Source organism: Pyrobaculum calidifontis JCM 11548, assembly GCF_000015805.1.
Classification (GTDB): Archaea; Thermoproteota; Thermoprotei; order Thermoproteales; family Thermoproteaceae; genus Pyrobaculum; species Pyrobaculum calidifontis.
Genome location: NC_009073.1, coordinates 1,252,733 through 1,276,164, shown reverse-complemented (window position 1 = coordinate 1,276,164; position 23,432 = coordinate 1,252,733). Strand labels below are relative to the sequence as shown.

The window sequence follows — 23,432 nt, the reverse complement described above, 5'->3', positions numbered from 1 at the left end:
TTATATACCGGGGCTGGGTAAGAGGCGTGAGGCTAGACGCCAAGTCGTTAGACACAAGGGGCAACGGCATTCCCTTCAAGTTCTACACGGCGTACTACGTCTCTCTCTACAGCGGGATGCAGGCCAAGACCCTCCGCCAGCTTTTGGAGGGAATAAAGGCGGCGGACAGCCGCGTCTTATTCCACCACCTCTTCCACACCATTAGGACAAAGCACCTAATACCCCCAAGTACACCAACGACTTCGCCCGGTGGGTGGGGGAGGAGGTAGGCGACGAGGACTTGGCCGCCGAGCTGTCCGACATATCTGGCGCAGAGCCCGCCACCCTCGAGGACATCCGCAAAGAGATAGTGGAGATCCTAGAGCCAAGAGCCGACGAGAGAGCCGGCAGAGAGAAGTTCATCTTCGTAGGCATGGAGCCCGTCGTAGTGGAGACAGACCACGTGGCGCACACCCTTGCCGACTTTCTAGACCTGCTAGAGGTAGTGCCGGGGGAGTCGATAGTGTACCACTTTGTCACTAGGAGAGTCTTGGAGGGGGCTGGGAGAAACGACTTCTCCACGTGGCTTGAGAAAAACTTCGGCCTCTCAGACGTGGCGGCTCAGCTGTCCAAGATCGACCCGCTGATGTACAACAGCGAGGAGGCTCTCAGAGAGGCCATACTGAGGACGTTGAAGAAGGCGTTGCTATGATTGAGAAATACGCCGAGTTCGTGGGAGAGCAGGAGATAGACGCCATATACAAGCTGGCCCAGAGGCTGAGCGACTTATCCATACTCCACGTCAACTCCACTGCCGCGGGGGGCGGCGTCGCGGAGATCCTGCAACGGATGATCCCCCTCATGAGAGAGCTGGGGCTACGCGCCGACTGGAAGGTGATAAGGGGAGACGAGGAGTTTTTCACCGCCACCAAGACCTTCCACAACGCCCTCCAAATGGGGAAGGCGGTGGAGGTTCCGCCCCACCTATACCAGGTGTATGAGAAGTGGCAGGAGATAAACGCCAACGAGCTCGACTTAGACTACGACGTGGTGTTCATCCACGACCCCCAGCCGGCCGGCCTCGTCAAGTATAGGAAGAGGGGCTGGTGGATATGGCGCTGCCACATCGACTTGTCCACCCCCCACCCAGAGGTGTGGACGTTCCTAAGGCGCTACGTCTCGCAGTACCACGCCGCCATCTTCCACATACCCGAATTCGCCAGAGACGACCTAGAAATACCACAGCTCGCAATACCCCCCTCCATAGACCCCCTCAGCCCCAAGAACCGCGAAATCCCCCACACCACAGTGGAGAGGGTGTTGAAGAAATTCGACGTAGACCCCGAGAGGCCCCTCCTCCTACAAGTCTCCCGCTTCGACTGGGCCAAGGACCCCCTCGGCGTCATACAGGCGTACAAATACGCCAAGCGCCACGTGCCAGACCTCCAGCTGGTCTACCTGGGGAGCCCAGCCCACGACGACCCAGAGGGCGAGGCCGTGTACAGAGAGACAGTCAAGGCGGCGGGAGGCGACAAAGACATACACCTCCTCATGCTACCCCCCGACAGCCACCTAGAGGTAAACGCCTTTCAACGCGCCGCCGACGTAGTAATGCAGAAGTCCATAAGAGAGGGCTTCGGCCTAACAGTAAGCGAGGCCCTGTGGAAAAAGAAGCCTGTAATAGGCGGGAGAGCCGGGGGGATAAAAATACAAGTAATCCACGGCGTCACCGGCTTTTTAGCCACCACGCCCCGCACGGCGGCTCACTACACGGTGTTCCTACTCCGTGAGCCCAAGATAAGGGAGGAGATGGGGAGGGCTGGGAGAGAACACGTGAGAAGAAACTTCCTAATCACCCACCAGCTCAGGCGCTACCTAATGGCCATCGCCTTCGTCACAAAGCGCCACCGAGTGTAGCCGACTCAACCGCGGACAAGAGAAGCTTACCAGTGGCTTCGTCAAAGATCTTGGCCTTTCTTAAGTTAAACCTTAGGTATATCTCATCGCCTGGCCTCAGCGCGACCTCTCTAAACGTCTTTACCTTTATCAAGGTGTTCCCCAGAGTCACATTTATGATGTACTCTGAGCCTATGGGCTCTACTACATACACCACGCCCTTGACCGCGCCCTCCACATGCTTGGGGGACCACTCTATGTACTCCGGACGAATGCCGAAGTAGACCGGCTGGCTCACGCCGGGGTTCCTTAGCTCAAAGCCAGGGCACTTAAGCACTTCGCCGGCGGGAGTGCACTTGAGAACGTTCATCGGCGGGTTGCCCACGAAAGTTGCCACAAACATGTGCTGAGGCTCGTCGTAAATCTCCCCCGGCGGGGCGTACTGCACCACTCGCCCAGCGTTCATCACCGCGATTCTGTCGGCGAGAGTCAAGGCCTCCACTTGGTCGTGAGTGACGTAGATAGTGGTAATGCCAAGGTCCCTCTGTAGCCTCTTTAACTCAGCCCTGACCTGGAGCCTAATCAACGCGTCTAGGTTTGAGAGAGGCTCGTCCATAAGCCACACCTTGGGCTCTCTAACCAAGGCCCTCGCCAGCGCCACCCTCTGCTGTTGCCCCCCGCTCAGCTGGGAAGCCTTCCTATTCAGCAGATGGTCAATCTGCAACATCTTGGCCACCCGCTCCACCCGCTCTCTAATGTCCCTAGGCGTGAGGCGGAGCTTCTTCTTATTAACCTCGAGGGGGAAGGCTATGTTCTGAAAAACCGTCATGTGGGGGTAAATGGCGTAGTCTTGGAAGACCATAGCCACATCGCGTTCTCCCGGCTCTAAATCGGTGACATCCACACCGTCGATGTAGACTCGGCCGCTAGTCGGCCTCTCTAGGCCAGCTATAATTCTGAGCGTAGTCGTTTTCCCACACCCAGAGGGCCCCAGAAATACGACGAACTCCCCCTTCTTCACCTCAAGCGAGACGTTGTCCACTGCCACGACGTTTCCAAACCGCTTGGTGACCCTGTCCAATACGACGAACGTCATCGCTTCACCCCCCACCCGGCGACGCCTCTCACAAAGTACTTGTTAAACACCACGTATAAGACAAGCGGCGTGAGCATTGTGACAACAGAGCCCGCGGAGAGAAGGCCCCAATCCACGTGGTACTCGCCCTTGAGAAACACCACCTTCTGAGTAATCACCTGGTTAAAGGGCGAGGAGAGGAAGACCAAGGCGTAGAAGAGGTCGTTCCAAACCCATGTGTACTGTAGCAGAGCTGCGGCCACGATGCCGGGCTTAGCCAATGGGAGCACCACCCTGCGGAAGATAGCCCAGTCCCTGGCCCCGTCCACCTTCGCCGCCTCTACAAGGCTCCTTGGGATAAGGGCGAAGTAGTTGCGCAAGAAGAAGGTGGCCCAGGCAGTGCCCCACGCGCTGTGAAGCAGAATTATGCCCAGCAGAGAGTCGTAGAACTTGACGCCGTATGGCCCAAGGCTTTGATCCAGCCAGTTATAGAGAAAGAACAAGGGCACCACCGAGATCTGCTGCGGGGCCATCATTACAAAGATTATCAAGGTAAATATAAAAGTCTTCATAGGAAACGGCAGATTGACAAAGGCGTATGCCAACAGCGCCGCCGCGCCCAGCGCAATGGCCGTAGACGCAGAGGCAACAATAAGCGAGTTCCTAAACCCCGCGGCGAGGTCATAAAGAGGGTTAAACAATGCCTCGACGTAGTTCTTCAACGTAACACTCCCCGGCTCCGGCAACCTAAGCCACCCCTTTGTCACAACTTCGCTGTACGGGAGCAGGGAGAGCATGAGTAAGCCCACGAAGGGCAAAGTCCACAAAACGGCGAATAGCCAAACGGCCGCGTTCAACAGCGCCAAGTAGAGCCTCTTCATAGCCACCTCTTAATGGCCACGACAATGGCGGGGACCACGAGCAAAGTCAATATTACTGCCACAGCCGCCGACCGGTAGTAGTCCAAAAGTCTGGCAAAGTAGTTGTACATGACCAGGGCCAAGACGTTGGTGGCCCCGCCGGGCCCCCCGCCAGTGGAGGCAAAAACCACGTCGAAAATCTTCATGTCCCACAACACGGTCATCACCACCACAATGATAATCGCCGGCCGCACCTCGGGCACAACAACTCTGCGGAAGATCTGCCAACTAGATGCGCCGAATACCCTCGCCGCCTCTATGTGGCTCTTAGGCACAGCCTCGAGAGCCGCGGCGAAGATAGTCACAGAAAACCCAAGCCAAACCCACACCGAGCCCAGAATCAACGCGTAGAGGGCCAGGCCAGGATAGGCGATCCACGTCACCGCCAGCTCTTTCACCCCAAGCGCGGAGAAAAACATTGGGACTAGGCCGATATCCCTGTCAAACATAAATCTGATAATCAGCCCACTGACGGCCGGAGGCACCACCATACCCAAAAACACCACCCCCTTCACCACGTTGCTACCCACCACGTAGTACTTAAGAACAAAGGCCAACAAGAGGCCCAGCACAGTGACCACGGGGACGTGTATGGCGATCCACACCACATTGTGCACCAGCGCCCCCCAAGGAGGCGTGCCCGAGAGAGTCGGCAACACCAACGCCCTCAGCGGATTTGTGTCAGTTAAAACTTTCGCATAATTGTCAAAGCCAAACCCCCCGCCGGTGTAGAAGCTATAGACAAAGGTAGCCACGGCGGGGTAGAAGGTAAAAACGGCAAGAAAAACAAGCGGGGCAACCAAAAAAACTAGGTACTGCCTCATTTAGCGGGGAAGTTAGCCGCCAAGGTGTTAACAACGTCCTGCCACTTGTCAGGCTGCACCCACAGAAGCTTCAACTGGTCCCAGAAGAGCTTCTGCCAATCGCCGCCAACGCTGTCGTCAAGGTCGGGGAGAAGCACCATGCCCTTGCCCACAGTCTTCTCATACACGGCCTTCAAAGGCGGCCAAATCTTGTTGGGATCGGCCTTAAGCCACGACGGCACCTTCCCAGCCTTAGTAGAGGCGTGGACCTCCTGCCCCTTAGTGGCGAGCCACTTCACAAACTCCACAGCCGCCTCCACGTTGGGAGAGTACTTTGGCACAAATATGTAGTCAGTGCCCCCAGTTATCCCCCTAGTCTCCGGCATGGGGAAGAAGCCCACATCGTCTGGGTTATCCACCATGCCCAAGATCCAAGTGCCCATGAAGTAGATGCCATACTCCCCATTCCACCACTGTTGCACAGCCGCAGTCCACTCCGTCGGCTCGCCAAAGTATCCCTTCTTCAAAAGCGGCACCAGCCTATCTCTAAAAACGGCCACAACCCTGGGGTCTGTGAATTTTACACTGCCATCAATCAGCCCCTTAAACACGTCGGGACCAGCGTACGCTATTATAAAGGCCTCAGTGACGTCGGAAAGAGGCCACCCAACTCCGTCGCCAGAGGCAATGGGCGCCTTGACGCCCTGCACGCCCTTAAGCTTCTCCAAGAGCTGGACAAACTCATCCCACGTCTGCGGCTCAGAAAGGCCATACCTCTGGAAGAAGGACTTCCTATACCAGAAGCCCGGCTTCAACGACATGGTAAAAGGCGCGGCCCAGATCTTGCCGTCGTACTTCACGCCGTCGAGAATCCCAGGCACAAACTCCGCCTCGTTAACAACGTTAGTCAAATCCACGAGGTGGCCCCTCTTAGCCATCTCGACCACAAACCAGCCAAAAGACGTGAAAATGACATCGGCAGGCGCCTGCCTAGCCTCAAGCTGAGTAGGCAGAATTTGGGCAATATCCTCAGCCCTCCTAGTGACATATTCAAACTCCACATTTGGATTAAGCCTCTGATACTCGTCGAGGACTTGCTTAAAGTACTCATACTCAGCCCCCGACCAAGGTCCCCAAATCCTAATCTTCACCTTAGCCGGGGCAGGAGTCGGAGTAGGAGTTGGAGAGGCAGTTTGAGTTGGGGCAGGCGTGGGAGTTGCCGGAGGCGCGCCCTGTGACGCAAGCCATGCAACAATTACGCCTAGAATTATCAGTATTACAACCACGCTTACTATTAAACCTGTCCTGCTCATATGCTTGTTTCATAGATTGAATATTTATTCGTTCGCATATATAGATTAATATTCGGAATATATAGAGACCTAGTGGCCGGAAGCCCTTGTTATACGTCAACTACTCCGCACAAGACTCATACCCAAAAGTAGTAGCTAAACACGTCCTAATCGGTAGTACGCTCCGCGGCCTCTGCCACGGCCTCTTCCACGAGGCGCCAGTCCACTCTCTGGCCGAGCCTAATCCTCAACGCTGTGACGTCGCCCTTGGGCTTCTCAACGATGATCCGGTCTCCCTCAAGCCTCACAATAAGGCTGTCCCCTGCCCGCAAGCCAAGCTTATCCCTAATAGGCGCGGGGATTGCGATGTGAAAATTCTTAGTCACCCTCACTCTGTACTCCTCCACACCTCCACCTCGCCAAGTGTATAAAAGCTTAACTAAGGCGCTGGGCGCCGGAGCCCCCGCCAACGCTCGGCGGGAGCGGGCTTATATAGCCGCATGTTCTTAAGTTTCACGAGCGTTAAAGTTAAAAGCACAAACTATTATCCCTACAGCGGCGGTTCAAATATGGTACAGATAACCCCAGAGGAGAGGGCTGGCGTCATTAGATGTCTCGTAGAGGAACTGGAGTATGGCATTAGCGATATTGCACGGGCCGCCGGCGTCTCCCCAGCGGCAGTGAGCCAATGGCACTCTGGCAAAAACACCCCCACTGCGGACAAGTTGGAACGCCTATATCAATCTCTAGGAGAGGCCATGGACCGGTGTCTGCCGGAGCTCCCGCTCTCCCAGCTCGACATTGCCCAAGCCGTAAACGTCATAGCCAAGGCCCTGCGGAGCAAGACCCGGCGCGAGCACGTGATTAAGGAGCTGTCGGGTTGCTCCCGGGCCTGCAACTAGAGCCAGCCTACACAGTCACCAGGGAGGATATTGAGCTGTTTCGCGCCCGTGCTACAGCGGATGGCAATATGCCGCAAACCGTACGCGACTATCTAAGATATTAGTGAATTCCTAACCATGTCGGCTGGGCCTTGACGCCTGAGACCCACCAGCGGGTCTACACGTATAGCGAGTCGGAGAAGGCTAGGCGCGAGGCCACAAAGGCGCCGAAGCGGTTTATTGACAGCGTAGTGCGCATAAGAGACCCCCAGCCTGCCAGCCTGCTTTATGACGCGTTTGTCACACTTCAGCAACAACTGATAAAACAACCGCCAGTGTTGCGGTTATAAATCCCCCGAGCTCCTAGAGAAGGTGGAACGTGTAGACGAGAACAAGCCCAAGCTGTCGGGTCTCGACAATTTGGCCCATGGTGTTGACATGGCGCTCCGTCTCTGGGGACGATTTGACCCCCACCGTGAGGAGTGGCTGGACTACCTGGCGAAGTGGGCGACTCGGGCCATATTGGATGATGTGGGCACTGCCAAGTTTTAGGTTGACTATTCTCCGCCGCATCCCAAGTGCTCTGGCCCTACCAGCTTTTTGCCGTACTCTCTTGCAAGCTTGTGCAAACTCTCTGAGCGTAGTATCTTTCTGTCCGTAGTAATTAGTCCAGCACAGTCCTTATCCACTAGTGCATGTGCTATGATCAGTGCATCATTGACAGAAATGTGGTAATCCGTCTCGAGAACCTTCTGTAAGACTTTTGAAATGTTATCACATGAAGCGTCCCCTCCCCCCTCAGGACATTCTCTATGTGTTACAACGTATGGATGAATCACCTTGTCCACTAATTCCGCTATTTCGCATAGATGTTCCTGCTCACTCTTATCCTGAAGACCACGGTATTTAATGAGAAGTTCTCCAAGCGCCACAACGCTTACTCTATATGTTAAATTCCTTTATCTTATATGTAAGGCAATCGAATATACGTCTTTCAAGGAGTATCGACGTGTCTAAGTGCCAATACGTGGGCATTACATTAGGCCCAGCTCCTTTAACAGCCGCGTGCCTGCATTTATCAGCCGCTCGGTGGCGTAGGGCTTGAGCTCCATTACCCTCTCCTTTGCCTCCTCCAGAGGCCAACCGGCATCGAGAAGGTCGTACAACGTGGCAGCAACTTCGAGGACCAGCACGTCTTCTGCGGCGAGCTTGTCTACGATGGGCCCCCACTTCTCCTCGTCCACCTCCGCGTATTTCGCGTACTCGTGGACGAGGCCCTCCCTGGCCAACTCCATGTAGTCGTTGGCTAGCTCCGGGCTGTAGGGGCCCCGTATGTACATGCTGAACTCGTAGCCGGTGGGGAAGCCGAGGGCCTGCAGTAGGTAGACGGCCTTCTGCACCCTCAGCCTAGCCCGAAAGCTACTTTCTACTACATTATCTGTTACTCCAAGCCTTACCATAACCCACGCAAGTAGATTCAACTTATCCATATGTAGCTCCTTGTCCGCTAGATATAAACTTTGTTACCCGTTCTACCCAAACTGATAAAGCGGGCGGAGAGCTTTAATAGCTACGGCCCCCCATTAAGGCGTGCAGATTTTTAGGCCCTACCGAGACTGGGCGAGGTCGGCCAAGGTGTTAGACGACAGGAGGCTTGGGAAGCAGAGGGTGGAGACCAAGCAGGTGTTGCTGGCCATTTTGAGGAAGCTCGGCGTCTTGGCGGATGGGCGCAGGGGGTGGCTAAACCACCCCGTGGTCTTGATGTACTTCAACGGGGGGAGGCCCTACGTGGGAGACCTCGTGGGCTACTTCTACGCCATTGTGGAAGAGTGGAAGGCGAGGGGGCACAAGAACAACATCTCCCTCGCCGACGTGGTGCCCCTCTTGGCGAAGGTAAAGGGGGCGCCGGGCACCCCCATAACCCACGTCCACGAGGTAGAGTACAGGCGCGTATTGATACTAAAGGAGCCCTGCCACTACCTAAGGGTCTTCTCACCCGAGGAGGTGGCCGAAGTCCTAGAGACAGAGCCCGCGCCAATACCCGGGGTCAACACCTGGATACTCCAAGTATACGGCCAATACAGGAGGTTTGTGGACAAGTTGAAGAGGGGGGAGGTAGACTGCGCATCCATATTTCCGAGAAGCTGACGAGGGTAGACGCCTTGTCTAAATGCTGATCCGGCTTTCTTAACAGCCGGGGATGTCTATGCGGGCACCTGGAGAGGTATAGGTCTCATAACGGCCAGTGAAGTGCTGTTTTGAGGGGTTAGGAATGGGTTTATTACGGACATCTTTTCACCTCTCTAGGCTCGATTTTGTAGTGACAGGCGCGTGACATTAGAGGGGAAGTGTTACATTTTTTGACGTAGAAGTCTCTTCTACCTAAAAGCATTAACAATGTTAATACTTTAAAATGGAAAACAGAATAGGGCCATGGGCAAGGGAACCTCTATACTGGCAGGAATTGTAGCAACACCGTTAACAGCGTATGCCGCGTCGTTTGACTACACGCCGCTGGCCTACGGCTTCGTGGCCGGGATAACGGTGCTGTTCGGCCTCTTGTTCATGTTGTGGGCTAGGTCTAAGCTGAGCGGTAGCGCCGTGGGGCTCCTCCAAGCCGTGGCCGGGGGAATACTGGCCTACTTGGCCTTGGAGACTGGGCACGCCGCGGCTGAGTACGTGGAGGAGCTGGCTAAGCCAGAGACGCTGGACCAGTTCCTAGTGGCGTCGTTTGTCACCACGGCGTCCCTCGCCTTGACCTACGTGGCGCTGGCCAAGGCGGAGAGGGCAGTGCACGCCGCACGGGGGAGCACAAGCCTCACCGTCGCCCTCATAGTGGCCCTGGCCTTCGGCGTCCACAACGTGGCAGAGGGCTTCGCCATCGCCGCCGCCCTGCTGGAAGGCGCCGTGGCCCTCGCCGTGTTGTTCACCGTGGGCTTCGCAGTGCACAACTTCACCGAGGGGTTCGGCATAGCGGGGCCCCTCCTGGCCGACAAGCGGGTGGCCGTTCCTCTAACGCAGGCCGTGGGTCTCTCCTTGCTGGCGGGCCTGCCAGTAATCCCAGGCGCCGCGATATACTACGCTGGGATAGAGAGCGGCCTCTTCCTAGCCACCCTAAACACGATAGCCACAGCCTCCATCGTATACGCCATGTTGCACGTGAATTTAAACGCCTTAGCCAAACTCGGCGGAGTGGCAAGCGCCAAGTTCTGGCTAGGAATAACACTGGGCGTAGTCATAGCCTTCAGCACAGAAAGCCTCATATACTTCGCCACAGCGGACTAACGCCAGCTATTTTTACAACCAAACCCTCGCCAAGGAGGTTACCCGCGGAGCAATCCTTTGTTAGCAATTGCAGAGTTACACATTGTCGTATAAGTGCTTCATAATTGACTTTTAGCACATGGTACACGGTTTAAACTGCGTTGCCCAACTGTATTAACAGCTCCACGGCTGGGGTCTATTCCTCTATCACGACTTCGTCGCCCACTATACGCACGGGGACTCTGGCCAGGGGTTCTGTGGTTAGCTCTGGCGTGAGGGATCTGCCCGTGGGTATGTCAAACCTGCAGTAGTGGCACGTACAGATGAGAGTCTGGCCCTCCACTACGCCGGCCGTTGACAAGGTGCAGTAGGCGTGCGGACACTCGTCCCTGTAGGCATACACCTCTCGGCCCAGCCGTATCAAGATGACACCCTCAAAGGGCGTTATGGCCCCCTCCCTCAAGTCGCTAATCTTCACTCTCATGACACCAGCCACCGTGTGCTACATAAAAATCTGCACCCACCTCCGCCGCTTGCACCGCGCCCCTGCCGCGCCTAACCACAGTGAGAGCGCCTCAACAGCCCAGCGCCGCCCATTTGACCCCCTGCCGCCAAGTTGCGCCTTGGGAGATATCTCGTGGGGCGGCTAGCGAATTAACCGCCGCGGCGTTGTTGAAGGTCGCCCTTGAGCCTTTCAACGAACTTCTTCCCCTCCCGTATCAACCGCCTTATGTCCGCCTCGGCTAAGTCTAGGGCGGCGTAGCGGCTCAAAAGGCCCGCCTCGTCTACGCCGTTGTAGTAAAACTCGTGGATGTTCAACGCCACGTCGGTGAGAGCCACCACCTCGAAGCCGTACACCTCCTCGAGAATCTGAGCCACGGCGCGCATAAGGCCAGTAGGCATCACGGCGGCGACCCAGTCCGCCCTCTCGACCACCTTGCCGATCCTCGTCTTCACACGCCCGCTAAACCGCCTCGCCAGGATCTGCCTATTCAACGCCGCGGCCGCCGCCAACGCCGCCTTCCACCCCTGAAACGCCTTCCCAGCCGCATTTCTGTACAACCCCTCTCCGAGAAACTTCTCAGCCAGCTCAAACTCTGCAAGGGCCTCCTCCAGCCTAACCTCCACATATGCCCTAACGTCGCGCCAAGGGTAAACAACCGTTGCCACATCTACATGCGGCCACGGTTTTAAAAGCAATAGCCGCGTCTAGTATACATTCAGCTCTGCGCCTTAGGCCCATCCGTTAGAGGTTATGCCCATGTCAGGGCCAAAGCGCGGAGAACTTATGCGGGGCGAGGAAAAAGTTAGAGTTTGCACTCGGCCTTTGAAATTCTGTGTCTCCCAATTGGGGAGCGCACCGACTCTACGAAGTCCTCTCCTACGCGTATTACTACATCGAAGAGAATGTCCATTCCGTAGAGCCTTCTCAGCGAGGCGACAACGGCCGGCCCCATGCGCGAAACTCTAGTCGCATATCTAAGGGCTTGGACAAAGGCGTCTCTTCCAAATGCACTGCCAAAGGCGTCAAGCCCGCGGATAAATACGGCGTCGTAGCCCACGCCAGCTAGCCTCCGTAACGTATGCACCAGATGGGTGACGTTTAGCTCCACGTCTATGGTCTCCACGCCGTATTTCTCAGCAACCAAAGACCCGCCGCCTCCCACGTCTACATAGGCCACCCTCTTACCCCTATCCATCAACGCCTTAGCTGCCATAAGCATGATGGTAGTCTTCCCAGACCCCACAGGCCCCACCACGGCCGTGGCGGCGCCTTTGTAAACACCGCCGACCAGCTTGTCGATGCAAGTGCCAGTCTCCAGCGCCGTTGGCCTCGCCCCGCCAGCGGGAGGCGCAAGTGGAACAAAGCCCTCCCCCTCTACTATGATGAAGGGCGTCGTGTACCCAGCCGGCCCCCCGCGCACCTTTCTGACCACAAGCTCTCTAAAAGAGCCGTAGGGATACACCTCGTACTTGAGCTCGATCACGTTGTCTGCGAGGTAGGTCAACTGCTCAGCCACGTGCGCCTCAGCGGTGAGAAAGACGTCCACGCCCATCTTCCTCACAACGCGGTAGACCAAGTTCTGAAGTAGGTCAACGCCGCTCTGTGGGAGAAAGGCTGTGACAGAGTCCACGACGAGTGCCTCCGGTCTCTCCTTCGCCACGGCGTCTACCAGCGCGTTGAAAAAGGCCTCCGCCTCGCCGAGGGGCGCCTCCCAGAAGACCAGCCTATCCCCAAACTCGTAGCCAAGCTTAGCCATGTTCGCCCTAAAAGTGGCCTCGTCCTCAAAGGCCGAGACCCAAAACACTTTGCCATAACGCCGCACCCACCACGCCGTGAAAGTGGTCTTCCCAGCCCCCGCGGCGCCGTAGACAAGAGTAACGCCCCTAAGCTCTAAGAGGGCCAAATCTAGCAAAGTCACTGCCATAGCCCCCTCTCCCTAAGGTATTTTCTTATATCTTCTACAGACTTGAGACAACCGTTTTTCTCAAGCCAGTGCTTCAACATATAGACGAAGAGCTCGGCGTTGTGGACACCCATTGCCCTCTCCAAAACCCCATAGACAGACCATGGCTCCTCCACGAGGAAGTAGTCGAAGGGCTTTTTCGTCGCCGCGAGGACCCGGTGGTGGATAAGCGTCCTAAGCGAGAAGCTCAGCGAGCCATAAAACTTGACCAGGGTCTCCCTGGTCAAGCACATGAGACTTATTTTGCATCATAATATATTAAAATGTTTCGGTATGTATCCTTGTATATACTGCAACTATATATTTGCATTTGAATCAAAGATGATGTAGAAGACAGCTCCAACTAGTGGGCTGTATATTAGCCCCGTGAGGGCGATTAGAGTCACTGGGTCTAGTGCGAAGCCAGCCACTTCTAGGGCGCCTAGTGGGCTGAGGGCTAGGGCGAGTATGGCCACCAATATGGGCAAGAGCATCGCCGCGACGACGTATATCTCAAAGAGGAGGGCCAGCGACCGCACGAGGGACTGGGCCTTCACCTGCTTCCCCCTGAGCATCCACTCCAGCCTGGCCAACAACACCTCGTCCACGCGCTCCGTGACCCGGGAGGCCTTGGCCAAGAGGTTCACCGTCTCCCTATACGCCTGGCTGGGCACCCTCTCTGCGCTGTGTAGGAGGGCCTCCGTGGGAGTGGCCCCCATCACCACCACCTCCCTCGTCACCAGGGCGAACTCCCTGGCGATGTACTTGTCCGCCTCCACCTCGGCCAGCCTAGCTATCACTCTCCCAAGGGGCACCCCCGCGGCGAAGAGCGGGAGCATCACGGCCAGGGTGTAGACAAAGTTGTTCTCAAAGTGCGACCGCCTAGCCGAGACGAGGTGGAGCGGATACGCCACAACCCCCGCGAAGGCCAAGAGCCCGGCCATGAGCCCCACCGCCAAGGCGGCGACTGGGCCCAGGAGGAAGAGGGCCGCCACGCCCCCCGCCGCGCCGGAGGCCAGAGGGATAAGGACCAGCGCGGCCAAGTAGCGCCTGTAGCTAAACGCGAGGCCGCTCTGCCTATAAAGCTCGAAGAACAGCCTCATACCTCCCCCCGCTCCACGGCGGCTAGGGCCGCCTCCGGGTTTAAGTGGTAGCGGGTGAAGATCTTCGCCACGACGTACGGCGAGGTGTAGCCCCTCTCCGCCATAATTGAGATGAGCCTCCTCCGCCGCTGGTACTCCTCCCTCAGCTGCTCAAGCGGCACAAACCGCGCCCTCGATATAGTCTCCAGGTGCAAACTCTCCTCCACCTGCTCCAATGCATCTTTCTCGGGGTTCCACCTAAAGACGTAGTGTAGCCGGGGTCTCCCGCCTCTAGAGACGCCCATGTTCTCGGCGATTTCCACCACTCTCCTAACCACCCTCTCCCCCACCTTGACCCGCATAATTCTCACAAACACGTGGGCTAGGCCGAGGAGCATCGGCGGGACGTTCATGGGCCTAGTCAAGAGGCGCCTAACCGCGTCCTCGATAGTCTCTGCGTGGATAGTGGTGGCGCCCGAGTGGCCAGAGCCAAAGGCCTGGAAGAGGACGTACGCCTCCTCCCCCCTCACCTCCCCCACCACCACGTAGTCAGGCCGTGACCTCATGGCAACGGCCAGCAGGTCAAACGCAGAGACGTCGCGCACCCCCTCCCCCCTCGCCGGCCTTGTGAGCAAGGCCTGCCAGTGGTCGTGGACAATGTTAATCTCCCTAGTGTCCTCGATGGTGAGAATCTTGGCCTCCGGCCTCACCAAGTAGAGGAGGGCGTTGAGCAAGGTGGTCTTCCCAGCACCCGTCGGCCCCACAATCACAATGTTACGCCCGTAGTCCAACATAAGCCACAGATACGCCGCGGCGTCCGCCGATATCGTGCCCATTTTCACAAGGTCGACCAGGGTCAGGGGCTCCACGAAGTACTTCCGAACCACGAAAGAGGGGCCCCTAGGCGACACGGGGGGAATGGCCAACTCCAGGCGGTACCCCTCCGGGAGCATCCCCTCGAGGACCGGGTCGGCGTACGAGACGGGCTTACCCACAAGCGACGAAAGCCTCTGCACATAGGCGTCGAGCTCCTCCTCAGACAGCGCCACGTCCGTGCGCAGAGACTCCCACCTCGCGTGCCAAATCCACACACTGCCCGGCCCATCGACGTGGATATCCTCGATAAAGGGGTCGGCGAACAGGGGGTCCAACTTGCCGTACCCCAGCAGATCCCGCCGGAGGTAGTACATGACCTTCCTCCACGCCCGCTCATCCACCCTAATCTTAAACTCAGACGCCGCCCTCTTCGCCAACTCCTCCAAGTACTCAACCCGCCTCTCCCGCGCCAGCTTAAGCACCCCGTCGCGGACACCCCCCACGTTCTGAATAGCCGACTTAAGCCTCTTGAGGGCCGCCGCCTCCTCCTCGCCCAGCGGAGGCTCCACAGCCCTATACCGCCTAAACCCGTCCCTATCCACGTAGACAACGGCATGCACAAACTCAGACACCTCGTACTCGTCCAACACTTCTGCAATCTGGGAAGGCGACGTCATGGCTGCCACCCAAGCCACGCCGGGGCCACTAGCCCCACCGCCGAGGCCGCCGACGCAACGCCGCTGTGCAGAAGCCCAGCCCGGGGGCTAAAGTACGCGAGCCTCCCCACGATGAGGCCGCCGATCACCGACTGGACGAGGGCCGTGAGGAAGAGGACTGGCACAAGCTCCTCCCTCGGGGGCACAGAGGCGGAGACTCCTCCCCAGGGCCCCCCGGAGGCGGAGAACTTAGCCACGCTGGGCAGTAGGAAGTATACCAAGACGTCGGCGAGGACGACGTACACCGCCACCACGGCGTAGAAAAGCGCCACGTAGGGCCTCAGCTGAGACCACAACTCCCGCCTAAAGTCCACCACCACGGCGAAGCTCCTCGCCGCCACGCCGAGCACCTCCCCCAGCCTAGCACCACTCCTCGCCCCCTCAGCCACGATAAGGGCAAACCTCCTAAAATTGGGGGAGGGGAGCTCCGAGGCCACTCTCCAAAGAGCCTCATCCACCGCCAGCCCACCCACCTCCGCCAGCGAGAGCACCCGCCTAAAAACCGCATTCGCCGGGTACAGCCCCATCCCCGCCACCACCTCAAACGCCTCCCTCAGCCCCATCCCAGCCCCCACCGCGTCCGCCACCATGCGGAGCACCTGCGGAATCTGCCCCTCCAGACGGTACACAAACACAGCCCTCCTAAACCCAAGCCACCCCACCACCCCCAACACAGCCCCAACCCCAAGCCCAATCCACAAAACCCACCCATACAAGAAAGAAAACACGGGGAGAAAAAAAGAGGGGAATTTAAAACACCTACGGCGAAATAAAGGTAGCCGCAGCCTCAGTACCACGCGCCGTAACCACTTTAACAATATAGCGGGCGCCAGCGATTAAATTACAAGTACCCGGCACATTTATAGTTTGTATAGTTCCGGGGTCTATTTGCTGTGGGCTGGTGAGAGATCCTCCACATATCATTGTTAATGTTGTGGCATTTAACACATATGCTGAAGCTATTTTAACAGGCACTTCTCCGACATTTCTTACATTTACACTAACTGTAGTGCCTGTTTTTGATACTGCTTCTATTTTTAGTTGTTCGGCTGCGGATAGTTGTTCTGCCTGAGAGGTGGCTCTTGTTACATAGCCTGAGAACCATAGGTATACCAGCACTGCGCCTATTACTGCGACGACTATTAGCAACACCGCGGCGACTATTGGTTCGAGGCCTTTGGTTTTCATGGGCATAGTATTTTCAGTGTAACATATATTTTGTGGTGTGGGTCGGGGGGTGCACCGTCGGCGGGGTGCACAGTAAAATACTTCTTCTTGTGTGTATATGTGGCTATGGCTTTGAGGGGTTTGAGCGAGGTGTTTTCCTCGGTGTTGCTTCTTGTGGTCACTGTGGCGCTTTCCGCGTTTGTGGTGGCTGTGTTTTTCAACATGGTCTATGGGCCGTCGGTGTCGCGGCTGACGGTGGAGGGGGCCTCCCAGCTGTGCGTGGGGAGGATTTTCGCCGTGGTTAACGACGGCGGGTGGGCGCGGCTCTACGTGGTGAACACAGGCTCGGTGCCCTGCACCTTCGACAGGGCCTATCTCATAGTAAGCGGCACTGTTGTAGATGCGAGCGAGACATCGTGGTGCTGGGGTGGGGGGCCCGTGCCGCCGGGAGGCGTGGGCTGTGTGATCACTCGGCTAGAATACCGCGCGGACGCGCGTTACAGGTTGACTGGGCCTAGGGGGGAGTATGTGGAGAATTAGGGGCCTCTCCACCGTCGCCTCCTTCGCCATATTCCTCACGGCCTTTGCAGTGATTGTGCTGTCTCTCTTCTATTTCTACAACTTCCTCATGTCGACGACGCAGAAGGGCGTCGCGGCGGTGTACTCCGCCGTCACCGTAGACCAAGAGACGACGTTCAACGCCTCCACCGCCGGGGGACAGCTGAAGTGCTGGCTGGGGGGCTCGGGGATCTACTACGTGGTGGTGGACGGGGAGGGGCGCCTCGTCTACGAGGGCACGGAGCCCCGTTGCCCCCCTGGGCCCGGTGAGTATGTGTACAAGGCGGTGAGGAGGGATGGGGGGATCTACTTGGCTAAGGTGCACGTCGGCTATGCAACCCTCTCGCCGAGGGTGAATGCCGCGTTTCTGTACGTAGACGACTTGTACAAAGAAGCGGCGGTGGTCCTCTATGTGAATATATACAATCCCAGCGATGGGTACGCCGTATTTACAAGCTTTAAGGCGGAGTTGTACGGCTACGGCAACAGCCAATATATTGAATGTAGCAAGAAGAACACCGAAGAGCCGGTGGTGGTGCCTCCCGGGGGGTCCGCCTCCCTCAATCTAGGTTACTTCGTGTGTAGCGTCACTAAGGACGACTACTTTTACAGCGCTGGGGCTCCGCCTATCCCCATATACGCGCGGGTCGAGGCGTACTACAACGGCATCCTCATCGCCTCGGCCGACACATTCGTAGCCACCGTGGTGCAGAAACCGCTGAAGTGGGGATCTTTCAACTACACCGGCTCGGCATGCGTGGTGGGCGGCGCTTCTGAGCCCCTCTACTACTTCGTCGTCAGGGGAGGCTCCGTGTTGGACAGTGGCCGCGCGACAGGGGGGAGTGTGGCGTGTCCGCCGGGGGTTGTGGGTAACTACACGTATAGGGTGGTTGACGGAGGGGGGTACATAGTGACGGTGGACGTGGTGGTGGGGAAGGTGCGGGTGTGGGCTGAGGCTGATAGGACTGTGGCCTACGTCAACTCGACCCACAACTCTACCATCTTCAACCTCTACCTGAGGTTTACGAACCCCAACCCGGGCTACACGCCGCTCAACTACACCTACTTCCTTGACTACGACAGGAGGCTATTGCAGTGCAGACAGATAGGGGTAGAGGGCTTGGAGGAGGGGGCGTGGCGTCCGTTGACATTGGCGCCGGGGGAAACCCGGGCCGTGTGGGTTGCCACGTTTAATTGCACTGTGACTAATGCCTTCTGGTCTTATAACAGCACTACCGTGGCTGTCCGCGTCACGGCGAGCTACAAGGGGGTGGTCCTTTACGACGGCGTGGTGGGCCGGCCGGGCTTTTTGCCGGCTAACTGGGTCGTGTTGAAGGTGGTGGCTGGCCGGAGCGCGGAGTCGCCGGGGAAGTCTGTGTTTGCCGTCGCCCAGGGCCCTGGTCTCGTCCGCTTCATCGCTGTCAGGCCGCCGGTCGCCGCGCCCTACTGCCCGCCCTTCTACCTCACTCCGAACTCCACGATATTCCCGCTTCTCGCCGTGTCTGGCCTTTCTCTCCGGCTGAAGTTTATGCCTGGGTGGTGGGAGGACTACGTGGTGGGCCGGCTCTCCGGCCCCTCCCCGGCGTGGCTCGTGAAGACGGGGGAGGGGGGCTCCCCCGGCTACTACGAGATTTGGCTTGGGCCAAACCTCCAGCTCAAGCCGACGCAGTCCTCGGGCTCTCCCACGCCGCTCCAAGCCCCAGTGAGGTGGGCCACCCGCTCCAACACCGCCTACTGGGTCACGGCCAACGCCACTGCCAGCAGCTGTAGCCAGGCCGTGGCCAACTTCACAGCTGAGCCCATGTCCCGCCTCGCCCAGTGGACGTTTTCCTGCGGCACTTCGCAGGTGGTGGATCAGTTTAACTATTGTCAACAGCGTAGTCTCACGTGGGGCTGGGACACAGGCCTAGCCCCGCCCGGCGTGTCTTATGACCAGTGGGTTAGGGCTACGGGTAGCGTTACCACAAGCGGCGGTACGTTGCAAATCACGGCAGACGGCAGTAGCACAATCGCCTACGGCGTGTCGGCCCTAATATGGGATATCTCAAGCCTAGCCATATCAACAGACACCACAATACAAGTACAGCACAGATTAGCATACGGCGACAATTCCGTCGACGAAATTACCTACATACAGCTCGAAGTCGTAAAGCCAGACGGCTCTAAAGTATACGTTTATTATGTGAAGAGGATATGTGATGCACAAACTTCCTTGCAAGATAGAAATGCTGAGCTTTGGGATGTAATTAACCGTCAAAAAGTCTGCGACTACCGCATGAGGACGGGGAGCTGCACCTCGTCGCCGCCCGCCAGCCACGTGGTAAAAGACCTAGGCCCTGTGCCAAGTCCCTGTGGCTCCATTAGCGGCTCGCTCTACTCCTTCTTCTCCGCCAACTTTAATTTGCGCAACGACTTGGGGATTGACGGCGTGGTGACAAAGGTGGCTTTTGTGGTAGGCGACAGTGGGCGTCAAGATGGCGCCGCCACGGGGCGGTTTGACAACCTTAACATGGCGGGGTGGAGTTGCTCTCTACCCCCCGCCGTAAGGGTTGTGAAAAGCTCCGCCTCAGCCGTCTACGTGACTAGAGCCGCCAGCCCCACTTCGCCCCCCTCTCTGGCCACTGAGGCTGTCCCCTCTGGCGGGGTGGTGTACGCCGTGGCGCAGTACTGGCTCCCCCAGCCCATCCCTGTCCTCGGCACCTCGATCTCGGTGTGGGGCCTCTACGTGAGGAACACCGGCGATACGCAGAACAACGTTGCCTACGTCTCAGTGGGCGTAGACACAGACGGAGACGGGGCAGTGGACAGGGAGTACATCTACTACCGCAGTGACGGCACCGCCACCACCGTCAGCGCCTTCATAAGCCCTGGCACAGTGGTGTGCCAGGGGACATGCCAAAACACGACTCAGTACGTCTTCCGTAGCCTGGGCACAATGACGAATGTGTCTAAGTACCAGTGGTCGATATCGCTCAGCGGGCCTGGGGCAGTGCTGGCAGTGGCCATGGCCGCCGTAGACGGCGGAGGCTCCGGCGGATTTAAAGTCTATTGGGACGACCTAGCAGTGACATACAGCGCCTGTACACCGCCAGCTGGCTGGAGCGGGAGGGGATACGCCTGGGCCTCCTACAACTACCTCCTAGTCACAGCGGGAGGCGTCGCATATACGCCGGTGGTGCAAGGCGCGTTGACCTACGTGGCCAATTTCACCGGCGTGGGGAAGTACGTTGCCCTCACCTTGACGCTGGGCGAGGCCTTCGGCCTATACTTGCGCGGCTCGTCGGCGGGTTGCGTCTACGGCTACTACAGCCCCTCCTCGCAGTGGGTAGAGCTTAGGCCCCTCGCCGCGCTGGGAGACGTCATCGTGAGAGACTCGTCGGGCAACGTGCTGGCGAGGTTTGGCTGCGCCGCGCCGCCCAACGCACAGTTCATCGGCTTCAAGGCTGGGCCAGGGGAGTACCTAGTGGTAAGGACGGTGGAAGCGTGGGGTTAACCGTACAAAGGTTTGTTAAAATCCCATTTTCCGTAGTTTTCGCTTGGTTGTTGCGTGTATTAAATCACGCCTTCTTCATTGGCTTACGTGGTCTGTGGACTTGTCGGCTGGCTATGCGCTGTTTGGGGCGCGGCGTAGTTGCTTGGGCGTGGATGGCTGTGTGTGGCATAAGTTTTTTATTTTCTTGGGTTGGCTTGTGTGTGAAGGTGGTTGCTGTGGCTAGGACTAATGTGGTTACCTGCACACCTAACACTCCTCTGCGGGAGGTGGTGGAGCTTATGGTTGAGCGGGGTGTGGGGTCTGTGGTTGTGGTTGATCCTGCTAATCCCAGGCGGCCTGTGGGCATTGTGGGCGAGAGGGACGTGCTCCGGGCTTTGGCGCTGGGCGTAGACCTCTCTACTCCCGTGTCTCAGGTCATGTCTAAGCTCCTCGTCGCCGTGGACGCCGAGGCTCACGTGGGCGAGGCCGTTTTGGCGATGAGGGAGCACAACGTGAGGCGGGTCGTCGTCTTAAAAGGCGGGGAGCTCTACGGAGTGGTGGCCCTGAGGGACATTGTGTACAACATCCCCTTGCTAAAGGAAGTGGTGGAGTACTTCCAAGCTAGGCAACCAGCTGGCGCGTCAGAGGGGCGTTGACGCCAGCGGCTGGACGCGCGGTAGGAGCTCTGCGGTTGAGCAAAGTATTTAGGGTGTTGACGTGGCTGAGGCGTGAGAAGGGTCAGGCTTAGGCTTGTGAGGGGGGTCGAGGTGGAATTTGTTGACCGCGAGGTGGCGCTTGGCCAGCTTAGGGAGGTCGCGGAGAGGGGGACGCGTTTTCCGCTCGTGGTGTACGGCCCCGAGGGCTGTGGTAAGACGGCCCTCCTTAGGCAGGCCGTCGAGGTGTTGAGGGAGTGGGGCTACTCTGTCGTCTATGTCAACCCTCTCGGCGAGGTGGCTGAGCGGCTTGTCGCCACCGACGACTTGAAAGATGTGGTAAAGAGGACGTGGAGGGAGGTGCTCGGCGGCGTAGTCAATCCTGCGGCGCCGGCGCTTGTAGACCTCGCGCTTGCAGTGGTGTCTAGGGCGCTGAAGAGGGGCAAGAAGAGGATCGCCATACTCGCCGACGACGTCTTTCAAGCCGTCGGCCTGGACAGGGTGGAGCAATTGGTCAAATCGGTTTTGAATTTCATTGAGTATCCGCCGGCTGACTACGACAGCGTGGTGGCCGTTGTGGCGTCTAGCGAGGGTGTTACGAGGAGCCGCGTGGGGAGGCACGACTGGGCTTCGCTGAGGCTTATGTGGAATATGTCGCGGGAGGGTTTCGAAGAGTTGTACAGGGCGATGCCAGGCCCAAAGCCCCCATTCAACGAGGTGTGGAGGTGGACTGGGGGTAATCCGAGGTATTTGGGCAAGCTTTACGAGTCTGGGTGGGACCCCGCCGTGGTGGCGAGGGATGTGGCAAAGGGGAGGGGGCTTTGGGACTTTGTGAAGAGGCTGGGGGCGCGGGAGGTGGAGTGGCTGAGGAGGGCCGTGGAGGACCCCGACGCCTTGTACGACGGCGAGGCGCCGGCGGCGCTGGTGGAGGGGCTGGTGGAGATGAACTTGGTGGTGAGGCTGTGGGATAGAGACCCCCGCGGCTGGGTCGACGCCCCGCCGCCTGAGCGGGACCTTGAGCTGGGCATAGGGAGGCACTACGCCTGGCAGACCCCCCTACACCGCGAGGCCGTAAAAGTGGCGCTGGAGTCCTCCGCCTAGCCCTCCTTCTTCTCTCTCGGCTCTTGGATTAGCTTGTATGTCCTAATGGTCCAGGCTATTAAGAACAGCCTGTAGGCCTCTTCTTTGCCTTCTCGGTACCACCACCGCTTGGCGATTTCCGCCGCCTTTTCCAGCTCTTCCACGGTCATCTCCTCCACTGGCTTAGAGAAGACTCGCCTTAGGAATTCCACCTCTTCCTCGGTGATGGGGTTTGGCCTTATGGCGAGGGCAAGGCGTGAGGCCTCCCTCGACAAAAACCCAACCTCCTCACGAGAGAGAAGACCCTTCAACCCAAGAAACTCCACCACAAGAGAATTCATAGAAACCACACTCCCCCTCACCGAGTCGGCAAAAGAGACAAACCTCTCCTCAAACTCCACAAGACGACCCTCCACCCCGGCAAGCCGACTCCTCACATCGGCAAGACCTCTCTCGACTTCTGCAACTCTGCCCTCCACGCCGGCCAGCCTATTCCTCACATCTGTTAGACCTTTCTCAACTTCTACAACTCTACCCTCTACGACGGCTAACCGGCTCTTGACCTCCTCCAGCCCCTTCTCTACGCCTACAAGCCTACTTTCTACGTTGGCAAGCCGACTCCTCACATCGGCCAAACCCTTCTCCACCTCCGCCAGCCTCCCCTCTAGGCCTGCAACTCTGCCCTCCACGTTGGCCAGCCTGCCCTTGACTTCCTCTAACTCTTTCTCTACGCCCATAAGTCTACTTTCTACGTTGACAAGCCGGCCTTTGACCTCCTCTAACCCCTTTTCCACAGCCGCGACTCTCTCCTTGACCCCGGCCAGCTCTCCCTCAACCTCGGCGAATTTTTTCTCAGTCCAGTTCTTGAACTCAGTCAGAGTGCTTCTTAGTTCTTCATATCCCTTTTCCAGCCGCTGGAGGCGTTCGTCTATTTGGGCGAATTTCCGCCCTAGCCAGAACATGGCGCCGCCTAACATGCCGATGATCGTGACTGAAAGGCCCACGAGGTAGTAGACCACGTCCACGTATTAGGCGTCCCACAGGTTAAAATATTTTATTTGTGAGCAGTAGGCGTTGTGCAGTTTTAGCAGTGGTAGTTTTTTGCGGTGAGCTGAGCTGTTTGTAGTACTCCGGCGTGTGAGGGTCCTGCGCCGTTGTTGTCTCAATGCCGAATATTTGTAACGCAGATCTCCATTTGGCGCTACTCTGCGCTGGCTGTGCTTACACGCGACGACCACGGCAGGAGACAGTTAAGGGCTATTTTGCCATATGGAAGCCGTGCGTCGGCCTAAGTCACGTGTAGCGCACATGGATTCCTAGGGGATGGCGTA

General features: G+C 57.8%; 26 protein-coding genes and 1 pseudogene. 11 read left to right on the top strand and 16 right to left on the bottom strand.

Going from position 1 to position 23,432, the window contains the following annotated elements:
* The first annotated feature begins 26 nt into the window (after window positions 1–26).
* Window positions 27–691, top strand: a pseudogene (locus PCAL_RS07235) (DUF5752 family protein).
* A complete protein-coding gene (locus PCAL_RS07230; protein ID WP_011850039.1) occupies window positions 688–1,896 on the top strand; it encodes a glycosyltransferase in 1,209 nt (402 codons plus the stop codon). The pseudogene PCAL_RS07235 and the gene PCAL_RS07230 overlap by 4 nt, the downstream one beginning before the upstream one ends.
* Here PCAL_RS07230 and PCAL_RS07225 read toward each other — a convergent pair.
* The 5 genes from PCAL_RS07225 to PCAL_RS07205 form a co-directional block, all read right to left on the bottom strand.
* Window positions 1,874–2,971 carry an ABC transporter ATP-binding protein gene (locus tag PCAL_RS07225; protein ID WP_011850038.1) on the bottom strand — a complete coding sequence of 366 codons (1,098 nt, stop codon included), beginning with the start codon at window positions 2,969–2,971 and terminating at the stop codon, window positions 1,874–1,876. The genes PCAL_RS07230 and PCAL_RS07225 overlap by 23 nt on opposite strands.
* Window positions 2,968–3,831, bottom strand: coding sequence for a carbohydrate ABC transporter permease (locus PCAL_RS07220; protein WP_011850037.1), 864 nt, complete (start codon window positions 3,829–3,831; stop codon window positions 2,968–2,970). The genes PCAL_RS07225 and PCAL_RS07220 overlap by 4 nt, the downstream gene beginning before the upstream one ends.
* On the bottom strand, window positions 3,828–4,625 hold the full coding sequence (locus PCAL_RS07215; RefSeq protein ID WP_226951929.1) for a carbohydrate ABC transporter permease: 798 nt from the start codon (window positions 4,623–4,625) through the stop codon (window positions 3,828–3,830). Before PCAL_RS07215 ends, PCAL_RS07220 begins: the two co-directional genes overlap by 4 nt.
* A gap of 65 nt (window positions 4,626–4,690) precedes the next feature.
* The gene (locus PCAL_RS07210) at window positions 4,691–5,986 is read right to left on the bottom strand and encodes an ABC transporter substrate-binding protein (RefSeq protein WP_193322601.1); all 1,296 of its coding nucleotides are present in this window, start codon (window positions 5,984–5,986) and stop codon (window positions 4,691–4,693) included.
* Window positions 5,987–6,132: 146 nt separating this feature from the next.
* Window positions 6,133–6,372: an AbrB/MazE/SpoVT family DNA-binding domain-containing protein gene (locus PCAL_RS07205; protein ID WP_011850034.1), complete on the bottom strand. Its 240-nt coding sequence runs from the start codon at window positions 6,370–6,372 to the stop codon at window positions 6,133–6,135.
* 162 nt (window positions 6,373–6,534) lie between these two features.
* Here PCAL_RS07205 and PCAL_RS07200 point away from each other — a divergent pair, with 162 nt between their 5' ends.
* From PCAL_RS07200 to PCAL_RS07190, 3 genes are all read left to right on the top strand, one after another.
* Window positions 6,535–6,867 (top strand): helix-turn-helix domain-containing protein, encoded by a 333-nt coding sequence (locus PCAL_RS07200; protein ID WP_193322600.1) that lies wholly within the window; start codon window positions 6,535–6,537, stop codon window positions 6,865–6,867.
* Between the two features lie 131 nt (window positions 6,868–6,998).
* Window positions 6,999–7,196, top strand: a complete 198-nt coding sequence (locus tag PCAL_RS07195) for a hypothetical protein (RefSeq protein ID WP_193322599.1) — start codon at window positions 6,999–7,001, stop codon at window positions 7,194–7,196.
* A 22-nt stretch (window positions 7,197–7,218) separates the two neighbouring features.
* Complete coding sequence (locus tag PCAL_RS07190; protein ID WP_193322598.1) at window positions 7,219–7,398, top strand: hypothetical protein; 180 nt, start codon at window positions 7,219–7,221, stop codon at window positions 7,396–7,398.
* A 5-nt stretch (window positions 7,399–7,403) separates the two neighbouring features.
* Here the strand turns inward: PCAL_RS07190 and PCAL_RS07185 are convergent, their stop codons facing one another.
* Both PCAL_RS07185 and PCAL_RS07180 read right to left on the bottom strand, forming a co-directional pair.
* Window positions 7,404–7,778, bottom strand: a complete 375-nt coding sequence (locus tag PCAL_RS07185; RefSeq protein ID WP_193322597.1) for a hypothetical protein — start codon at window positions 7,776–7,778, stop codon at window positions 7,404–7,406.
* 102 nt (window positions 7,779–7,880) lie between these two features.
* Complete coding sequence (locus tag PCAL_RS07180; protein ID WP_011850032.1) at window positions 7,881–8,336, bottom strand: hypothetical protein; 456 nt, start codon at window positions 8,334–8,336, stop codon at window positions 7,881–7,883.
* 100 nt (window positions 8,337–8,436) lie between these two features.
* Here PCAL_RS07180 and PCAL_RS07175 point away from each other — a divergent pair, with 100 nt between their 5' ends.
* Window positions 8,437–8,994, top strand: coding sequence for a pyrimidine dimer DNA glycosylase/endonuclease V (locus PCAL_RS07175; RefSeq protein WP_011850031.1), 558 nt, complete (start codon window positions 8,437–8,439; stop codon window positions 8,992–8,994).
* A gap of 285 nt (window positions 8,995–9,279) precedes the next feature.
* Window positions 9,280–10,131 (top strand): ZIP family metal transporter, encoded by an 852-nt coding sequence (locus PCAL_RS07170; RefSeq protein WP_011850030.1) that lies wholly within the window; start codon window positions 9,280–9,282, stop codon window positions 10,129–10,131.
* Between the two features lie 175 nt (window positions 10,132–10,306).
* Here the strand turns inward: PCAL_RS07170 and PCAL_RS07165 are convergent, their stop codons facing one another.
* The 8 genes from PCAL_RS07165 to PCAL_RS07130 form a co-directional block, all read right to left on the bottom strand.
* Window positions 10,307–10,594, bottom strand: coding sequence for a Rieske (2Fe-2S) protein (locus tag PCAL_RS07165; protein WP_011850029.1), 288 nt, complete (start codon window positions 10,592–10,594; stop codon window positions 10,307–10,309).
* A 170-nt stretch (window positions 10,595–10,764) separates the two neighbouring features.
* The gene (locus PCAL_RS07160) at window positions 10,765–11,280 is read right to left on the bottom strand and encodes a PaREP1 family protein (RefSeq protein WP_011850028.1); all 516 of its coding nucleotides are present in this window, start codon (window positions 11,278–11,280) and stop codon (window positions 10,765–10,767) included.
* 137 nt (window positions 11,281–11,417) lie between these two features.
* A complete protein-coding gene (locus PCAL_RS07155) occupies window positions 11,418–12,539 on the bottom strand; it encodes a nucleotide-binding protein (RefSeq protein ID WP_011850027.1) in 1,122 nt (373 codons plus the stop codon).
* Window positions 12,530–12,811 carry a hypothetical protein gene (locus PCAL_RS07150; protein ID WP_011850026.1) on the bottom strand — a complete coding sequence of 94 codons (282 nt, stop codon included), beginning with the start codon at window positions 12,809–12,811 and terminating at the stop codon, window positions 12,530–12,532. Before PCAL_RS07150 ends, PCAL_RS07155 begins: the two co-directional genes overlap by 10 nt.
* A gap of 63 nt (window positions 12,812–12,874) precedes the next feature.
* Window positions 12,875–13,660 carry a type II secretion system F family protein gene (locus tag PCAL_RS07145; RefSeq protein ID WP_011850025.1) on the bottom strand — a complete coding sequence of 262 codons (786 nt, stop codon included), beginning with the start codon at window positions 13,658–13,660 and terminating at the stop codon, window positions 12,875–12,877.
* Window positions 13,657–15,132 (bottom strand): type II/IV secretion system ATPase subunit, encoded by a 1,476-nt coding sequence (locus tag PCAL_RS07140; RefSeq protein ID WP_011850024.1) that lies wholly within the window; start codon window positions 15,130–15,132, stop codon window positions 13,657–13,659. Before PCAL_RS07140 ends, PCAL_RS07145 begins: the two co-directional genes overlap by 4 nt.
* A complete protein-coding gene (locus PCAL_RS07135) occupies window positions 15,129–15,899 on the bottom strand; it encodes a type II secretion system F family protein (RefSeq protein ID WP_011850023.1) in 771 nt (256 codons plus the stop codon). Before PCAL_RS07135 ends, PCAL_RS07140 begins: the two co-directional genes overlap by 4 nt.
* 31 nt (window positions 15,900–15,930) lie before the next feature.
* Entirely contained in the window at window positions 15,931–16,359 is a 429-nt protein-coding gene (locus PCAL_RS07130; protein WP_226951927.1) for an archaellin/type IV pilin N-terminal domain-containing protein, read from the bottom strand.
* A gap of 105 nt (window positions 16,360–16,464) precedes the next feature.
* Here PCAL_RS07130 and PCAL_RS07125 point away from each other — a divergent pair, with 105 nt between their 5' ends.
* From PCAL_RS07125 to PCAL_RS07110, 4 genes are all read left to right on the top strand, one after another.
* On the top strand, window positions 16,465–16,878 hold the full coding sequence (locus PCAL_RS07125) for an archaellin/type IV pilin N-terminal domain-containing protein (protein WP_011850021.1): 414 nt from the start codon (window positions 16,465–16,467) through the stop codon (window positions 16,876–16,878).
* A complete protein-coding gene (locus PCAL_RS07120; protein WP_193322596.1) occupies window positions 16,865–20,389 on the top strand; it encodes a hypothetical protein in 3,525 nt (1,174 codons plus the stop codon). Before PCAL_RS07125 ends, PCAL_RS07120 begins: the two co-directional genes overlap by 14 nt.
* Before the next feature lie 200 nt (window positions 20,390–20,589).
* Window positions 20,590–21,024, top strand: coding sequence for a CBS domain-containing protein (locus tag PCAL_RS07115; protein ID WP_193322595.1), 435 nt, complete (start codon window positions 20,590–20,592; stop codon window positions 21,022–21,024).
* Window positions 21,025–21,096: 72 nt separating this feature from the next.
* Window positions 21,097–22,122, top strand: coding sequence for an ATP-binding protein (locus PCAL_RS07110; RefSeq protein WP_011850018.1), 1,026 nt, complete (start codon window positions 21,097–21,099; stop codon window positions 22,120–22,122).
* Here PCAL_RS07110 and PCAL_RS07105 read toward each other — a convergent pair.
* Entirely contained in the window at window positions 22,119–23,126 is a 1,008-nt protein-coding gene (locus PCAL_RS07105) for a GumC domain-containing protein (RefSeq protein WP_011850017.1), read from the bottom strand. The two genes, PCAL_RS07110 and PCAL_RS07105, sit on opposite strands and share 4 nt — an antisense overlap.
* Window positions 23,127–23,432 lie beyond the last annotated feature (306 nt).

What these genes read in the sequence shown, in the direction of transcription:
- PCAL_RS07230 (WP_011850039.1), top strand. Translation starts at nt 688, where the DNA reads ATGATTGAGAAATACGCCGAGTTCGTGGGAGAGCAGGAGATAGACGCC.
- PCAL_RS07225 (WP_011850038.1), bottom strand. Translation starts at nt 2,971, where the DNA reads ATGACGTTCGTCGTATTGGACAGGGTCACCAAGCGGTTTGGAAACGTC.
- PCAL_RS07220 (WP_011850037.1), bottom strand. Translation starts at nt 3,831, where the DNA reads ATGAAGAGGCTCTACTTGGCGCTGTTGAACGCGGCCGTTTGGCTATTC.
- PCAL_RS07210 (WP_193322601.1), bottom strand. Translation starts at nt 5,986, where the DNA reads ATGAGCAGGACAGGTTTAATAGTAAGCGTGGTTGTAATACTGATAATT.
- PCAL_RS07200 (WP_193322600.1), top strand. Translation starts at nt 6,535, where the DNA reads ATGGTACAGATAACCCCAGAGGAGAGGGCTGGCGTCATTAGATGTCTC.
- PCAL_RS07180 (WP_011850032.1), bottom strand. Translation starts at nt 8,336, where the DNA reads ATGGATAAGTTGAATCTACTTGCGTGGGTTATGGTAAGGCTTGGAGTA.
- PCAL_RS07170 (WP_011850030.1), top strand. Translation starts at nt 9,280, where the DNA reads ATGGGCAAGGGAACCTCTATACTGGCAGGAATTGTAGCAACACCGTTA.
- PCAL_RS07165 (WP_011850029.1), bottom strand. Translation starts at nt 10,594, where the DNA reads ATGAGAGTGAAGATTAGCGACTTGAGGGAGGGGGCCATAACGCCCTTT.
- PCAL_RS07155 (WP_011850027.1), bottom strand. Translation starts at nt 12,539, where the DNA reads ATGGCAGTGACTTTGCTAGATTTGGCCCTCTTAGAGCTTAGGGGCGTT.
- PCAL_RS07150 (WP_011850026.1), bottom strand. Translation starts at nt 12,811, where the DNA reads ATGTGCTTGACCAGGGAGACCCTGGTCAAGTTTTATGGCTCGCTGAGC.
- PCAL_RS07145 (WP_011850025.1), bottom strand. Translation starts at nt 13,660, where the DNA reads ATGAGGCTGTTCTTCGAGCTTTATAGGCAGAGCGGCCTCGCGTTTAGC.
- PCAL_RS07140 (WP_011850024.1), bottom strand. Translation starts at nt 15,132, where the DNA reads ATGACGTCGCCTTCCCAGATTGCAGAAGTGTTGGACGAGTACGAGGTG.
- PCAL_RS07130 (WP_226951927.1), bottom strand. Translation starts at nt 16,359, where the DNA reads ATGAAAACCAAAGGCCTCGAACCAATAGTCGCCGCGGTGTTGCTAATA.
- PCAL_RS07125 (WP_011850021.1), top strand. Translation starts at nt 16,465, where the DNA reads ATGGCTTTGAGGGGTTTGAGCGAGGTGTTTTCCTCGGTGTTGCTTCTT.
- PCAL_RS07120 (WP_193322596.1), top strand. Translation starts at nt 16,865, where the DNA reads ATGTGGAGAATTAGGGGCCTCTCCACCGTCGCCTCCTTCGCCATATTC.